This is a genomic window from Collinsella sp. AF36-3AT (genome assembly GCF_003475205.1).
In the GTDB taxonomy this organism is placed as follows: Bacteria; Actinomycetota; Coriobacteriia; order Coriobacteriales; family Coriobacteriaceae; genus Collinsella; species Collinsella aerofaciens_AF.
The window spans coordinates 113,463-128,927 of sequence record NZ_QROZ01000005.1 but is presented as its reverse complement, the minus strand read 5'-3'; the positions used below and the strand labels follow the sequence as shown (position 1 = coordinate 128,927).

The 15,465-nt window shown below is 60.2% G+C and carries 11 protein-coding genes; 6 read left to right on the top strand and 5 right to left on the bottom strand.

What is annotated here, in order from left to right:
• Positions 1–6: 6 nt before the first annotated feature.
• Positions 7–1,434, bottom strand: coding sequence for a PTS transporter subunit EIIC (locus tag DW003_RS06205; protein ID WP_117736925.1), 1,428 nt, complete (start codon positions 1,432–1,434; stop codon positions 7–9).
• A 490-nt stretch (positions 1,435–1,924) separates the two neighbouring features.
• On the opposite strand from DW003_RS06205, the gene DW003_RS06200 reads away from it, so the two are divergent.
• From DW003_RS06200 to DW003_RS06175, 6 genes are all read left to right on the top strand, one after another.
• Positions 1,925–3,262 carry a prolyl oligopeptidase family serine peptidase gene (locus DW003_RS06200; protein ID WP_118388116.1) on the top strand — a complete coding sequence of 446 codons (1,338 nt, stop codon included), beginning with the start codon at positions 1,925–1,927 and terminating at the stop codon, positions 3,260–3,262.
• Positions 3,263–3,524: 262 nt separating this feature from the next.
• Positions 3,525–5,036: a nucleoside hydrolase-like domain-containing protein gene (locus DW003_RS06195; protein ID WP_118388114.1), complete on the top strand. Its 1,512-nt coding sequence runs from the start codon at positions 3,525–3,527 to the stop codon at positions 5,034–5,036.
• A gap of 180 nt (positions 5,037–5,216) precedes the next feature.
• A complete protein-coding gene (locus DW003_RS06190; RefSeq protein WP_117766224.1) occupies positions 5,217–5,954 on the top strand; it encodes a DUF4428 domain-containing protein in 738 nt (245 codons plus the stop codon).
• Positions 5,955–5,978: 24 nt separating this feature from the next.
• Positions 5,979–7,301 (top strand): hypothetical protein, encoded by a 1,323-nt coding sequence (locus tag DW003_RS06185; RefSeq protein ID WP_118388112.1) that lies wholly within the window; start codon positions 5,979–5,981, stop codon positions 7,299–7,301.
• Positions 7,302–7,349: 48 nt separating this feature from the next.
• Positions 7,350–8,591, top strand: a complete 1,242-nt coding sequence (locus DW003_RS06180) for an SPFH domain-containing protein (RefSeq protein WP_118388110.1) — start codon at positions 7,350–7,352, stop codon at positions 8,589–8,591.
• Positions 8,592–8,671: 80 nt separating this feature from the next.
• Entirely contained in the window at positions 8,672–9,514 is an 843-nt protein-coding gene (locus DW003_RS06175; protein ID WP_117770244.1) for a hypothetical protein, read from the top strand.
• Between the two features lie 109 nt (positions 9,515–9,623).
• On the opposite strand, the gene DW003_RS06170 is transcribed toward DW003_RS06175, so the two are convergent.
• The 4 genes from DW003_RS06170 to DW003_RS06155 form a co-directional block, all read right to left on the bottom strand.
• Complete coding sequence (locus tag DW003_RS06170) at positions 9,624–10,244, bottom strand: response regulator transcription factor (protein ID WP_117758600.1); 621 nt, start codon at positions 10,242–10,244, stop codon at positions 9,624–9,626.
• Entirely contained in the window at positions 10,241–11,734 is a 1,494-nt protein-coding gene (locus DW003_RS06165) for a sensor histidine kinase (RefSeq protein ID WP_370448110.1), read from the bottom strand. Before DW003_RS06165 ends, DW003_RS06170 begins: the two co-directional genes overlap by 4 nt.
• A gap of 2 nt (positions 11,735–11,736) precedes the next feature.
• Positions 11,737–13,536: a histidine kinase N-terminal 7TM domain-containing protein gene (locus DW003_RS06160; protein ID WP_158573190.1), complete on the bottom strand. Its 1,800-nt coding sequence runs from the start codon at positions 13,534–13,536 to the stop codon at positions 11,737–11,739.
• Positions 13,537–13,961: 425 nt separating this feature from the next.
• On the bottom strand, positions 13,962–15,392 hold the full coding sequence (locus DW003_RS06155) for a 6-phospho-beta-glucosidase (protein ID WP_118388104.1): 1,431 nt from the start codon (positions 15,390–15,392) through the stop codon (positions 13,962–13,964).
• Positions 15,393–15,465: the final 73 nt, after the last annotated feature.

The window sequence follows — 15,465 nt, the reverse complement described above, 5'->3', positions numbered from 1 at the left end:
TTGGCCTTAGGCCTCCATCTCGGCGAGCTCCTCCTTGGAGAAGCCGGAGACAAAGACGACGGCAGCGGCGATGACAAAGGAGATTGCCATACCAACGATAGCCCAGACGGTGTTCATCTGGCCACCCTGCAGGTAGTTGGTGAAGACCAGGAAGTTGGAGGCACCGCCTGCGAGGTAGTAGGTAACCCCCATGAGGCCGGAGAACACAGCGCCGATGGCACCGCCGATGAACATGCCAAACATGGTGCGACGGAAGCGCATGAGGATGCCGAAGAGCGCGGGCTCGGTGACGCCGCCGGCGATGGCGGAGATGACGTAACCGATGGCGAGAGACTTCTCGTCGGGGTTCTTCATCTTGAGGAAGGCACCGAAGGCGCAGCCCCAGACAGCGGCCATAGCGCAGTTGGTGGAAACGAAGACGAAGGGATCGTAACCGGCAGCGATGATCTGAACCTGGGCGAGCAGGATGACGGGCATGTGCATGCCGCAGACCACGAAGAGCTGCCAGAAGGCGCCGAGGACGGCCATGACGATCAGGATGCCGATGCCGCCAAGGTCAGCAAGGCCGAAGAGGGCGTTGGCGATCAGCGTACCGATCTCGTTGCCGATCGGAGCGAGGACGATGAAGGCAATGGGGATCGTGACGATCATGGTGCAGAACGGCGTGAAGACCGTGGAGAGCACGTCGGGCATGACCTTCTTAAAGAACTTCTCGACGAAGTAGAGGACAGGCACCGAAAGGATGATCGGCAGGACGGACTGCTGATAGTTGGCAGCAGCGATCTGGATGCCGTAGACGGAGATGATGCCGCCGCCCTCCTGGGTGGCGACGCTCACCACGGAAGGAGCCATGAGGGCGCCACCGAGCAGCATGCCGAGCACCGGGCTGGCGCCGAGCTTCTTAGCCGCGGCATAACCCAGGTAGATGGGGATAAAGGTGAACGTGGCCTCGTACAGCGTGGTGTAGAGGAACGTATAGGTCGGGTCGTCGGCCGAGAGCACACCGAGCATGGTGGGGCCGAGGACGGCCGCGATGGTACGGAACAGACCGCCGGCCATGAGCAGCGGGATGAGCTGGGTCATGGAGCCCGACAGATAGTCGAGGATGATATTGGGCAGGTTCTTGAGCTCGAACTTCTCCTTGGGAGCATCGAGGTTCTCGTTGACGGCCTCACCCTGCTTGACACCGGAGATGGCGACGAACTCGGCGAGCACCTTGGGCACGTTCTGGCCGATGATGACCTGGAGCTGGCTGCCGGCAAACTGGCAACCCAGAACACCCTTGACCTTCTTGATCTTCTCCACGTCGGCCTTGCTGTTATCCTTGAGCGTCAGACGCAGGCGCGTCATGCAGTTGGTGGCAACGGAAACATTCTCCGCACCGCCCACGAGCTCGAGGACATCGGTGGCAATCTGCTTGTTATCTACTGCCATGGGACCCCTCCCCATATCTTCGTGTGCCAGCCCCTTTGGGCTTAGGCACGCCTTTGGCCCGGCGACTATAACCCCTTACGGTTGCCGGACCCTTGGATACGCTTTTGTAAACAAGGTGTTTACTGAACGTTTACGGGCTTTAGTTTACACGGAGCGCCGAATTTATGGCAATTTTGCCGTCTACAGTCCGGTGAACGGTAGGAAATCGGGGGTGAACGTATTTGAATGGCGGGAGATGGTCTCTTTGACCCTCTATTGATATATAGCCATTTACGTGGGATTTTATTTTGATGAACACCTCACTGATCTGTTAACTCATCAACAGAATCCCTGCTAGAAGCTAGTAAACATACGTTTAGTAGTTCACGACGTGTTCAATTTTGCCGTTTACCGAGTTCATCTGGTTATTCTTCAATTCTAGATTACACTAAACATGTTTAGTTTGTATTGCCGCAGATGCCAGGCATTCGCGGCGCAAGGGAGGCAGCTCATGGAACTCAAATTGTGTACCTACGCAACCGTCACCACCTTGGGCGACTTTGGCCCCTGGATCAGCAAGGTCGTACTCGACCTGCCCTGCACCGTGCGCGCCAACGACATCGACGCGAACACCTTCCATATATATGTAGAGCGTCACGAGCGCTCGGGCGATGTTCTGATGCGCAAGGAACGCGGCGCCGACCATGCCGCGCCCTCCGTGGGTTACATCGACATTCTCGCCGCATATCCGTGCGACGAGAACGGACGTAAGCTCGCCGTGGGCACCCATGTGGCGCTCGAGGTCGCCGAGCAGCGCCTGACCAAAAAGATCGAAGGCGGCGTCATGGGCTCGCGCATGCTCGATGACCAGTTGCACATCACGCAGCTCGCGGCTCTTCCCGGCAACGACGGCGACGATCCCACCTGCGGCCTGGTCTTCGACACCTGCCGTGGCGATATCTGCCCTGCGCTCAAAGGCTGGAGCAACGACACGCAAAAGACCGCCGTCGACGGTATCGCGCTCGAATACGGCTTCTTTGAGCCCAGCTTTAAGGCCGAGGACTCGGCATGCTTCAACCCCTTTGCGCCCGAGGCCACGGCCGTGCCCCAAAAGGCACCGCTCGTGGTGTATCTGCACGGCGCCGGCGAGGGCAAGGGCGCCACGCAGGGCGAAGGCGCTACGCGCGCCTATATCGGCAACCGCGTGACGGCCATTAGCCAGGCGCAGATCCAGCGCTACTTTGGCGGCTTTGCCTGGGTGCTCGTGCCGCAGTCGCCCACGTTTTGGATGGACAACGGCGTCGAACAACTCGGTCGCTCCAACCAGAGCATCTACTCCTCCGTGCTCAAGGCGCTTATCGACGAGTTTGTCGCCGAGCATGCCGACCGCATCGACACCGACCGCATCGTGGTCGCCGGTCTTTCCAACGGCGGCTTTATGACCCTGCGCCTGTGCGCCGACTACCCCGATTTCTTCGCCGCGGGCCTTCCCTGCTGCGCCCCGTGGTACAACGCCACGGACGAGGACGTGGCCGCGCTCGCCAAGACGCCGCTGTGGTTTACGCACTCCAAGGGCGACGAGCTTGTGTCACCGCAACAGACCGTGCTGCCGCTGTTCGCGCGCCTGCGCGGTGCCGGCGCCAACGTGCATCTCACCTACTTTAGCCATGTCGAGGACCTGACCGGCGTGTATCGCGAGGCCGACGGCTCGGCCAAGAAGACGTTCAACCACGGCGTGTGGATCCACCAATTCAACGACCTGTGTTATCAAGACTTCGACGGGGGCAACGTACTCATCGACGGCGAGCCGGTGGGCTGCTGGGAGTGGTCGGCCAGGGTCGACCGCTAAGCCCTCCCATCGCGGGGACCGGGGTTTAGTCTTGCAAACGTCCTCGGGCATGCATGGGCTGGCGCTTTGCGCTTCGCGCTGCGCCTGCCCATGCCCCCTGCGGAATGTTTGCAAGACTAAACCCCGGTCCCCGCTGCGTTGACGTTGCCGTGACCCTGGCCGGCCGCTTCTAGCGGGCCGCCGGGTCGGTGGCGATGGGGGCATGGGTCCCGTCTTGCCTTGCGCGTAACTGGCTGAATTGATTTTGATTGGAGCTGTTCCTATGTCCCAGAAGTTGACTCGGGTGATTGTTACTACCGATATGGAAGTCGACGATATGAACTCGCTTGTTCATTTGGCTCTGTATCTCAACTTGCTTGATGTTCAGGCTGTGGTGTATACGGCTTCGCAGTATCACTTTCTTGGGGATGGGGTTCATACGCTCGGCGAGGTGAATTCGCATTGGCGGACCAAAGGGCGGCGCTCTTATGAGTGGGCTGTTGTGCCTCATGAGCCCGATCCGCTAGCCGGCGAGCTTCGTGAGTATCGGCCGTTTCCCGAGCATTGGATTGAGAGTCTCTGGAGTAATGAATATGCCCAGGCTTGGCCGCAGTTGCAGGCAAATGCGGCCGCTGCCGGTGAGCCGCCGTTTCCCACGCCCGCCCAGATGATCGAGCGCACCTTTGTGGGAAATGTTGCCTTTGAGGGTGATGTGACTGAGGAAACTGAGGGGTCTCGCGTAATTGCGCAGGCGATTCTGGATGATGATCCGCGTACGTTATGGTTGCTCAGCTGGGGTGGTATGAATACGATCGTTCGCGCCCTCATGAGTATTGCCGAGCGCTATCGCGCCACGCCCGAGTGGCCCGCCGTGCAGCAGCAGGTCTATCAGAAGGTGCGCGTGATGGGCGTTGCCGATGGCGTGGGACAGGACAACTCGTGGCTCGACCATGGGCGCGAGCTCTTTCCCGAGCTCATCTTTTGGCGTACGCCCTATATGTATGGCAACTATTTCGACGCCAAAACAGCTCAGCCCGATACGCTGCCGCTGTTTAAGGCTCCCTGGCCCGAGCAGAATCTCACGCAGGGCAACGGCCCCCTCATGGCACGCTATATGCTCTATGGCGATGGTAAGGTCTACGAAAACGAGCCTGAGCGCTTTCAGTTTGGCAAGCATGCCCGCCTGGATTGGGGCCTGGAAGGCATGACCGCGATGCAGTTTGAGCGCGGCGACTTTATGGCCGAAGGCGACAGCATGACCTATATTCCACTGCTGCCGTTTGGCCTGCGCGGCATCGACGACCGCGACTTCGATACGCTGCTGGGCCGCATGTTTCTTGATGGACACCCCGATGCGAGCGCGCCCGCCGGTTTTGCCTCCATCGGCACGCCCGCAGACGACAATCTCAATCCCTATCTGCGTGCCTATCAGGAAAACTTTGCCGCCCGCGCGCAATGGTGCGCCCATGATCCGGCCATCTGCTCGCATCCGGCACATGTTGTCGAGGTCACGGCCGACCGCAGCGCCGCAGCCGGCGAGCGCGTCGCCCTTGCGGCAACCATCGTCGACCCCGACGACAAGGGCTTCGATGCACATTGGGATGTGGCCGTAGACCCATCGAGCTATGCAGGCGTCCAGGATCTGTCGATGTGGCAAGAATGCACGGTGGACACCGCTTTCATCGTGCCCGCCGACGCGCAGCCCGGTGACCGCTTCGTACTCACGCTTACCGTGCAGACGCGCGCCGAGCGCCCCTGCACCCGCTACGCCCAGATCGCCGTGACCGTGGCATAGCAAGAACGGCGCCCACATTCGGCAGCCGCCGCATTCGACAAAGAGTGTCCCCAATGAGTAGGAAAAATGGGCCATGTGTCCCAGTTGTGGAGACTCGTTGAGCCGTCTGGGTATCGTGAAAGGCTGCGCACTCCCCCATCATCAAAAGTGACACACGCTACCAGTTGATGGGAGGCAGCCATGGGCTTCTTTGACAAGATGTTCGAGAAGAAAGAGTGCGCGATTTGCGGTACCGAGCTGGGACTTCTAGGTAAGACAAAAATCAATGAAGGCTACCTGTGCAAAGAGTGCGCCGGCAAGCTCTCCCCCTACTTTCACGGCTATCGCTCCAGCACCGCGGACGATATCCGCGAGCAGATCGCCTACCGCGAGGCCAATGCCGAGCGCTTGGCGTCGTTCAACCCCACGCGCACGCTTTCTGCCGGGCGCACCAACATCATGCTCGATGAGGACGCGGGCCTGCTGATCATCACCTCGCAGAGCCGCTGGCGCGACGCCAATCCCGACATCATCGAGTTCTCGCAGGTACTCGGCTGCGATATGGATATCGACGAGCATCGCACCGAAATCTATCGCGAGACCAAGGACGGCGAGCGCGAGAGCTACAATCCGCCGCGCTACGACCTGGATTACGACTTTAATCTGACCATTCACGTCAACACGCCGTACTTTACCGAGATCAACCTGCGCGTGAACGACTCCACCATCGATCAGCGCGGCTCCATCGAATACCGCGAGGCCAAGCGCCAGGCAACCGAGGTCCGCGACGCGCTGGTGCAGCTGCGCCAGGAGACGCGCGACAGCGTCGTGGCCGCCAAGGCCCCCAAGACCGCGGTGACCTGCCCCTTCTGCGGAGCCACCACCATTCCCGATGCCAGTGGGCGCTGCGAATACTGCGGCGGCGCCATCGGCGCATAGCCTCCGGCACGGAAAGGACCGATCATGGCCTTCGAGAGCGTCAACTATCAGTGCCCTGCCTGCGGTGGTCCCCTGCATTTTGCCAGCGCCGAGCAAAAGCTTGTCTGCGACTACTGTGACTCACGCTTTGAAGTCGAAGAAGTCGAGGCCCTCTATCGCGAGCGCCAGGACAAGGCAGATGCCAAAGCCGATGCCGCAGCCGCAGCTCCCAAACCTGCTGCCGACGATGCCGTGCAGGAGCTCGCCCAAAACGCCGGCTACATCTGCTCGTCGTGCGGCGCCGAGCTCGTGTCCGACGGCACCGTCGCCGTCACCACCTGCCCGTACTGCGGCAACTCCGCCGTGGCGCCCGGCCAGCTCTCTGGCGACTTCTCGCCCGACCTGGTGATTCCGTTTAAGCTCGGGCGCGACGACGTCACGGCCGCACTCAAGGAACACTACAAGGGCAAGATCTTGCTGCCCAAGAGCTTTGTCACCGGCAACCACATCGACGAGGTCCAAGGTGTCTACGTGCCGTTTTGGCTCTACGGCGCCCGCGTGGACGGCGAAGTGTACTTTGACGCGACCAACGAGACCGTGACCGAGGAATCCGACCGCACCGTCACGACCACCGACCACTACGATGCCTATCGCAAGGGCAATATCTCGTTTAAGCGCGTGCCCGTCGACGGATCGTCCAAGATGCCCGACGGCCACATGGACGCCATCGAGCCGTTTGACTACGACGCGCTGCGTCCGTTCTCGGTCGCATATATGCCCGGCTACATCGCCAACCGTTACGACGAGGACTGCGAGACCTGCAAGGCGCGCGCCGAGCGCCGTATGGAAGAAAGCACGATCTCGGCCCTGCGCGAGACTGTCGTCGACGAATACGACGATGCCACGGTCGAAAGCAAGCAGCTCGACTACACCTGGGAAGACAGCGACTACGCCCTGTTCCCCGTCTGGATGCTCTCCACCTCGTGGAACGGCAAGAGCTACCTGTTTGCCATGAACGGCCAGACCGGCCTCTTGGTCGGCGAGCTCCCCTGCTCCAAGCCCAAGCTCGCTATTGCCTCGGTGCTGTTCTTTGTGATCGGATTTATCCTCTCCCAGATTCTCTTTATGGGTGAGAACGCCTTCGATCCGGATTACCTCGCCTTTGATATCGAGGGCATCCTCATCAACATCGTCGCGCCGCTGATCATCGTGATTATCGGAGACGTGCTACTGGTAGGCCAGCTCAAGACGGCCAACGAGGCCACCCACGCCGACGAGTACTGCGGCGAGCTCGACCTGACCGAGAAGCACGACACCTTCAACCACACCGAGACCACCGTTGTCATGAAAGACGACAAGGACGACTAAGCAATCCGACCAATACCACCCGGCCTTTGACGAGAAAGGAAGATCACCATGGGACTCTTGAAAGCTGGATTGGGAGCTGCCGGCGGCGTCATGGCCGACCAGTGGAAGGAATTTATCTACTGCGAATCGATGCCTGCTGACGTCTTGGCCTGCAAGGGCAGCAAACGCACCGGTGGCCGCAGCTCCAACACGCGCGGCGAGGACAACGTCATCTCCAACGGCTCGGTCATCGCCGTCAACGACGGCCAGGGCATGCTCGTGGTGCAAAACGGCAAGATCATCGAAGTCGCACTGGAGCCCGGTGAGTTCGTCTTCGATACCGGCAGCGAGCCGAGCGTCTTTAGCGGCAACCTGGGCGATTCCATCAAGGAGACCTTCGCCAATATCGGCAGCCGCTTTACCTTTGGCGGCGACGCGGGCAAGGACCAGCGCGTCTACTTCATCAACACCAAGGAGATCATCGGCAACAAGTACGGCACCGCCTCGCCCGTGCCCTTCCGCGTGGTCGATAACAACATTGGCCTGGACGTTGACATCTCCGTGCGCTGCAACGGCGAGTACTCGTACCGCATCACCAACCCGCTGCTGTTCTACACCAACGTGTGCGGCAACGTGACCGATAGCTACACGCGCGACAAGATCGACAGCCAGCTTAAGTCCGAGCTGCTCACCGCCCTGCAGCCCGCCTTTGCCAAGATCTCGGAGATGGGCATTCGCTACAGCGCCATCCCCGGTCACACCACCGAGCTCGCCCGCGCGCTCAACGAGGTCCTCTCTGCCGACTGGCGCGACCTGCGTGGTGTCGAGATCGTGAGCTTTGGCGTCAACTCCATCGCAGCCTCGCAAGAAGACGAGCAGATGATCAAGGACCTGCAGAAAGCCGCCGTCATGCGCGATCCCACTATGGCGGCAGCCAACATTGCCAGCGCCCAGAGCGACGCAATGCGCGCGGCAGCCGCCAATCCCAACGGCGCGATGGCAGGCTTTATGGGCATGGGCATGGCAGGTGGCATGGGCGGCATGAACGCCAGCCAGCTGTTCGCCGCCGGCCAGGCACAGCAGCAGGCCGTCCCGCAGCCGGCTCCGGCACCCGCTCCCGCACCGGCTCCTGCCGCTGCTCCCGCGGCCGGCACATGGACCTGCAGCTGCGGCGCCACCAACACCGGCAAGTTCTGCTCCGAGTGTGGCAGTCCCGCACCCGCCCCGGCACCGGCCAAGTGGTTCCGCCCCAACTGCGGCAGCGAAAACGGCGGCAAGTTCTGCAGCAACTGCGGAACGCCCAGGCCCTAGCCCCTCTATCTGGTAATTGGCGGGGGATCCGCCACCCCCGCATTTGCTTCTATGGGTTTCGTTCGATAAAGGAGGACACCATGAAGACAACGTTCAAAAAGTCCGTACTCGCATTTCTGACATGCGTCCTTGCGCTCGCCTTTGCCCTGACGGGCTGCAGCGGCGGCGGCAAAGACCCCAAGGCCAACTTCGTCGGCAGCTGGGAACTCTCGGGTGGAACCATGGAGGGCGAAGAGCTGACCGATGAGTACATGAAGATGCTCGAGGATTGGGGTGTGCACTGCGTCCTGATTCTCGATGAGGACGGTACAGGTGCCCTCGACCTGTTCCTTGAAGTCGTCGACCTTAAATGGGAGGCAAAGGACGCCACCACCGTAACCATCACCGCCGAAGACGAGTCGCATGACATGAAGCTCAAGGACGGCAAGCTCATCCTCGAAGAGGATGACGGCAATCTTGTCTTTACCAAGTCCGACAAGGACCTGTCCGGCACGGTGAAGAAGGATCGCGAGGCGGCCGAGAAGGAAGAAGAGATCGACGAGGCCGTCGAAGACGACGACGTCCAGAAGATTGAAATCTCCCCCGCCGTCACCGTTGCCGATGACGACCTGTGCACCATTACCATCACCGAGAAGTTCAAGGACGAGTGGGGCGACATCGGTTTTGTCGTCAACATCACCAACAAGAGCGACAAGGACCTGACCTTCTACGCCCCCAGCGGCAAGACCAACGTCAACGGCACCATGAAGGAACCCTGGTTCTCGGCTCACCTGATGCCCGGCACCAACGCCACTGAGGAATTCACGTTCTCGAACGGCACGCTCGATAGCCTTGACGACCTGGTCAACACGACCATCGGCATCGACGCCTACCTGACCGATTCCTACGAGGACGTCGCCTCCTACAGCGCAACCATCGCGTAGCGATAGACCACGACAGCCGCGGATTGGCGGACACATCCGCGCACACCAGACGGGGCCGCAGGAGATGATCCTGCGGCCCCGTCGCTTTTATGCCGATGCGCAACGAGCGCTAGCGCTCTATGTTGGGAACGATGCTGCCCTCGGTCACCGCATGTACGGCCAGACGCATGATGTTGTCGTAGCCGGTCTTGCTCAGGATCTCCGAGATGCGGCGCTTGATGGTGCCCTCGCTCATAAACAGCTCGGCCGCAATCTCGCGGCGGCTTTTACCCTCGCAGGCAAGGCGCAAGATCGACAGCTCGACATCGTCGAGGGCCGCCGTGCCCGAGAAGATGCTCTCGGGCGGCTTGGGAAACGTGCAGTAACCCGCCAGCGTGGAGCGCATCACGGCGAACAGCTCGTCGATACCGACGTTCTTGTACACAAAGCTATCGACGCCCGCCTCGCGGGCCTGATCGACAAAGGTGATCTCGGGCATGCCTGTCATGATAATGATGCGACACTCGGGCAGCTGCTCCTTGATGCGTGCCGCCGCCACGATGCCGTTTGAATCGTGTTCGGTGCACACGTCCATCAGTATCATGTCCGGGCGCTCCTTGAGCGCGACACCCAAGGCCTCGGAGGCATCGGCGATCGCGGCAACGACGGTCATATCGGGCTGGTCGCCAACGGAGCGCGCCAGGCTCTCGCGCAGGATGGCCTGATCTTCGACAATTAACACGCGGATCATGAGTTTCTCCTTTGGGACGTGTCGTTGGCGTTAAGCGGAATGGATACCGTAAGCGTAAAGGGCGGGGTGGCGTGGACCTCTAGGCTGCCACCCAGATCTTGCGCGACATGCCTCATACCTGGGATACCCGTTCCCTCGCGATACGATACGGGGGCCGGGGACCCGTCGTTAGAAATCGTCATGTGCGCGACGGCGTCAGCATCCGTCCCCTCCTGCCACAAGCGCACATGGACCCGATGCGCCTGCGCATGCTTGGTGGCATTGGTCGAGGCTTCGCGGATAATCTGCAAAAAGGCTGCCGCGACACGCACGTCGCTTGGCAGCTCGCCCTCCACATCGATCTGCACGCTCACCAGGCCAAAGGCATGGACGATATCGCCCAGTTGCTCTGCCGGTTCGGTGTCGCCCCCGCTGCGCAGATCGGCAGCGATTGAGCGCAGCAGCGGGTCGATCTGCTCGAGTGACTCGTCATCCAGGCGCCCCTCCTCCAGATAGCGATGGAGGATGGACAGGCGCTGCCCGATCACGTCGTGCACGCGAGCGCGCATACGCAGATAGGCCGCATTGTCGGCAACTTTTTTGACTTCCTCGATCTGGGCCTGGAGCTCTTGACCCGCGAGCTCAAGCAGGTGGTTGGCTTGCGCCAAACGATCGTGAGCATGCGCGTACTCTGTCACGTCCAGACCGATTATGCGCTCGAACGAACGGCCCGAGACCATAACGTCATCGCACACAAACAGGCGAATCTCGGCGGGAGAAACCTCGACCACAACGCGCGCCTCACCAAAGCGGTCCAAATTGATGCGCACGCAGCTCTGGCTGCTTTCGGGCATTTGCATGCTGAGCTTGCGCAGGTCGTTCCATGTACCGCTCATATCGCCTAGGTCGGTGGGCATATGAAGCTCCACCAGGTTTTTGCGCATGCAGCGGTTCATGAGCAGTGGACGGCCCCTCGAGTCCAGATACAGGATGCCCACGGGAATCACGTTGATGGTTTCGATCGTCGAGAACGCGGTGATATCCTCCTGGCGGTTACGGACGTCCATCAAGAGCGCCGCGACGGAACGGAACAGGAAGAACGCTCCCTCTGCGATAAGGACAACGGCCCACACCGAGCCCATGGCAAAAACCACCGGCGGTGTCACGGCGCCAACAAGCAGCAGCTCGGCCAGCATGACAGGGCGACGATAGTGCACCATGAGGACCACGCCATAGGCAAAGATCGCGGCATTGAGCCACAGCACTCCGCCCATTGCCCTGGCGCAAACGTCAAGCGGCGCCACCAGATACGAGCCAGACGACGCGAATAAGATGAGCGCCGAAATCATCAGGTGAAGCACAAGGCTCGTCTCGTAGGCGCAAATCACCTTACAGTTATAGGACGAGCGGCGCGATGCGATGAGCGGGACGTGGATCATCTGCAGACACGCAGCCAGGGCAAAGACAACATCGAGCGCAACGATTTGGGGAAGGATGAACGAAATCTGCATCGTCACTCACCCGCCCTCGGCATCAAGACGATCATGCGCAGCTGGCCGGGCTCGCCCTCAAGGCGGTATGCCACGTTGCGCCCTTGCAGAGCGCTTTCGAGCTCTTGCGCAGCGGGCGTCTGCGAAAGATCTTCATCATCGTTGGAAAAAAGCGTGGCGCGCAGCTCAACACTGCACCGGTCATGGTCGCCCAAGTGATACATAAGCGCCGGATGGTCGGTGGTGTAGGCAAAAAACGCAAAGTCATACACGCAGTCGTACAGGGCGCTTACCGTACTGGCGTGCATCGGGCGCCGTATGGCGATAATCGAGGCGCAATCGATATCGATGGTGCGCAGGTCGCTTGCGAGCTCATTGGCAATGAGTTGAATGCGGTCGCGATCAAAACCGCTCTCCCCGTGCTGCGCCAACGTGAGCGACCCTTTGCGCTTGCAATAGGCGACGAGCATCTTGGCGCGCTGCAGCATGCGGTAACGCTCGTGTGAAGACGCCTCGTCGGTCAACGGTGGCAGCGAGCTCAGCAGGTCGTACATCTCTTCGAACGCGCGGGCAAGCGCCTGGTCCACGTCTTGGACTAGCAAGGTCTCGGCCTCTTGGTCTGCCAAATGTGTCTTAAGGTCGTAGTCGGCGGCAAGCAGCTCATTTTGGCGTTGCAGCTCCATGCGACGATGCGCCAGTTCGCGATTGAGTTCGTTGAGCTCCGAGACGTCCTGAGCAAGGAGAGCCGATCCGCCCAGCAGCGGAAAGGCGCGATACATTACATCGGGATCGGACGCCACGGCAAAGGCGTGAGCGTGCCCGTGCTCTTGGACCCGCAACTCCTCACGCACGCCTACCGGCATTGGCTTTGACACCGGCGTGACATAGACTTCCTGCAGGTCACGCGTTAGAACTTTGAGGTCAAGCGGCAAGGTGCCGAAAATACCGGCGATATCGTGGTACGACGGGATGACACCGCAATCGAGACAGATTTCCATCGCCACCACGCACAGGACGCAGTAGACAAGTGAAAAATTAAGCCTCCATGCCCAGGGCACACGCAGCGCATATGAAATGGCAAAGAACGCGCCGCCCAATAGGACAAGCGCGGCCGTGCCCGAGAAACGCTGAATACGAAAAGACGAGGACCGTCCTACCAAGATAAAAAAGGCAACGAAGTTAAAGGCTGTCCATACCAGAACGGTACCGTAGCCCCAACCATATGTGTAATCGTTGCTCCAGGTTCCACTCGATCGATCGAAATGGAAGACCTGCTGATGAACATCGTTAGTAAGCACAAAGCCGATAAGCAGGACAGCCATGACCCACAAAACGGTGCGGTACCGACGCCCCACACGATGCTGTTCCAAACCCGCGAGGCGCAGACCGCACAGCTGGTAGATCAGCGGAATGAGCGTCATGGGCACGTAGTACAGGTACCACAGCACGGTGGCATAGAACGGCGTGAACGACTTATATTTGAGGATGACCTCGATCATCCACAGGGCACAAATGGCGGCGATGGCAACAAGGCGGCGGCGCAAGACGTAGTCCAAGCAGCGTAGGTACGCCAACACACCCCAGATTGAAAATGCAATTGCGGCGACAAGCAGCGGGAGAGAGCTCGAGTGGACGAGCGCATCCACGACCTCTTCGGACACCTCGCTATAGGCGGGCACGGTGTTGGAAAGCTTGGGGTCGGAGGCAAACAGTGCCGGCAAGACTGCCAAAAGCATAAGGAACAGCGCGGTAATGGCGCTGGCGACAGCGAAGACGCGGCGGCGGTATACACGATGCGATATGCCGACAAGGAATCGCGGCATGGCAACGAGCCTGCCGCCCCTAAGATCCGCCACGGGCGCGGATCGGGCGGCCGCGTGGCCGATATGTCGCTCGCGGGTACCCATAGTGCTTTTAGTGTACCGACAGATGGGCCCAAAAATCGGGCCACATGTCCCAAAATTCGCCGACGGCGAGGGACGTCGCCAGCGACTAGTCGTTTAAGAACGCCCCCAATGACTAAGACAAAACGAGCGAGGATTTTTGGACGCCCAAATGGCGAGAGTGGATAATCTCCCACTTTGAGCCCACAAACAGGCTAAAAACGGGAGATTATCCACTCTCATTCTGCGGGCACTCATTTAAGTACGTCCCCAATGAGTGCTTTCACTTCTTTTAACAAAACGCCTGGCGGGCATTAACTGCTCGCCGGGCGTTTTGGTTAGGAGGCTATGGTTGTTGGGAAGCCTTAGGCCAGGTCCTCGCCGTTCGTCTCGATGACGTGTTTGTACCAGTCGAAGCTCTTCTTCTTGGAACGCTTGAGGGTGCCGTTGCCTGCATCGTCGCGGTCCACGTAGATAAAGCCGTAGCGCTTGGACATCTCGCCCGTGCCGGCCGAGACCAGGTCGATCGGACCCCAGGTGGTGTAGCCCAGCAGGTCAACGCCGTCCTCGGTCACCGCATCGCGCATCGCGGCGATATGCTGGCGCAGGAAGTCGATACGGTAGTCGTCGTTGATGGAGCCATCCTCCTCGACAACATCCTTGGCGCCCAGACCGTTCTCGACCACAAACAGCGGCTTCTGATAACGGTCGTACAGGTCGTTAAGGGTGATGCGGAAGCCCAGCGGATCGATGGCCCAGCCCCACTGGCTCTCCTGCAGGTAGGGATTCTTGGCGCCGGCGAAGGCGTTGCCCTGGGTGCACTCGACATCGGGGTTATCGGCACCGGCGGAGCAACGGGTGCTGTAATAGCTAAAGCTGATGAAGTCGACGGTGTTGGCGGCCAGGATCTCGCGGTCCTCGTCCGTCATACCCACATCGATGCCCAGACGCTCGAGTTTCTTGACGGCATAGGCCGGATAGTAGCCGCGGCTCTGGACGTCGACGAAGAAATAGTTGCTCTGGTTGTCAATCTGCGCCTGGCGCACATCGCCCGGACGGCAGCTGTAGGGGTAGTAGCTACCTGCGGCGAGCATGCAGCCAATCTTGACCTCAGGATCGATCTCGTGAGCGATCTTGGTTGCCCACGCGCTGGCGACGAGCTCGTTGTGGGCGGCCAGGTACTCGACGGCCTCCTTGTTCTCGCCCTCCTCAAAGACCAGACCGGCACCCATAAACGGCAGATGCAAGATCATATTGATCTCGTTAAAGGTGAGCCAGTACTTCACCAGACCCTTGTAGCGAGTGAAGATCGTGGTCGCGAGGTTCTTGTAGAAGTCGATGAGCTTGCGGTTGCGCCAGCCGCCGTACTCCTTGATGAGGTGAATCGGGCAGTCAAAGTGCGTGATGGTCACGAGCGGCTCGATGCCGTGCGCCTGGCACTCGCGGAATACGTCCTCGTAGAAGGCCAGGCCAGCCTCGTTGGGCTCGGCCTCGTCACCGTTGGGGAAAATGCGGGTCCACGCCAGGCTCATGCGGAAGGTCTTAAAGCCCATTTCGGCAAAGAGAGCGATGTCCTCTTTGTAGTGGTGGTAGAAATCGATGCCGGTCTGTGCGGGATAGTAATAGCCGTCCTCGAAGTCGAGCATCTTGCGCTGGCCGGAGACCACCGCATAGCGCTCGGGGCCGTGCGGAGCCACATCCACGTTGGCCAGGCCGCGGCCGTCCACGTCGTAGGCGCCCTCGCACTGGTTGGCAGCCGTCGCGCCGCCCCACAGGAAGTCATTACGGAAAGCCATGCATCAATCCTTTCATACGCCGCTTGTCGTGGTTTCAGTATCCCCGCAAATGGGGCCTCGCTCAACGACAGCG

What these genes read in the sequence shown, in the direction of transcription:
- DW003_RS06205 (WP_117736925.1), bottom strand. Translation starts at nt 1,434, where the DNA reads ATGGCAGTAGATAACAAGCAGATTGCCACCGATGTCCTCGAGCTCGTG.
- DW003_RS06200 (WP_118388116.1), top strand. Translation starts at nt 1,925, where the DNA reads ATGGAACTCAAATTGTGTACCTACGCAACCGTCACCACCTTGGGCGAC.
- DW003_RS06195 (WP_118388114.1), top strand. Translation starts at nt 3,525, where the DNA reads ATGTCCCAGAAGTTGACTCGGGTGATTGTTACTACCGATATGGAAGTC.
- DW003_RS06190 (WP_117766224.1), top strand. Translation starts at nt 5,217, where the DNA reads ATGGGCTTCTTTGACAAGATGTTCGAGAAGAAAGAGTGCGCGATTTGC.
- DW003_RS06185 (WP_118388112.1), top strand. Translation starts at nt 5,979, where the DNA reads ATGGCCTTCGAGAGCGTCAACTATCAGTGCCCTGCCTGCGGTGGTCCC.
- DW003_RS06180 (WP_118388110.1), top strand. Translation starts at nt 7,350, where the DNA reads ATGGGACTCTTGAAAGCTGGATTGGGAGCTGCCGGCGGCGTCATGGCC.
- DW003_RS06175 (WP_117770244.1), top strand. Translation starts at nt 8,672, where the DNA reads ATGAAGACAACGTTCAAAAAGTCCGTACTCGCATTTCTGACATGCGTC.
- DW003_RS06170 (WP_117758600.1), bottom strand. Translation starts at nt 10,244, where the DNA reads ATGATCCGCGTGTTAATTGTCGAAGATCAGGCCATCCTGCGCGAGAGC.
- DW003_RS06165 (WP_370448110.1), bottom strand. Translation starts at nt 11,734, where the DNA reads ATGCAGATTTCGTTCATCCTTCCCCAAATCGTTGCGCTCGATGTTGTC.
- DW003_RS06160 (WP_158573190.1), bottom strand. Translation starts at nt 13,536, where the DNA reads ATGCCGCGATTCCTTGTCGGCATATCGCATCGTGTATACCGCCGCCGC.
- DW003_RS06155 (WP_118388104.1), bottom strand. Translation starts at nt 15,392, where the DNA reads ATGGCTTTCCGTAATGACTTCCTGTGGGGCGGCGCGACGGCTGCCAAC.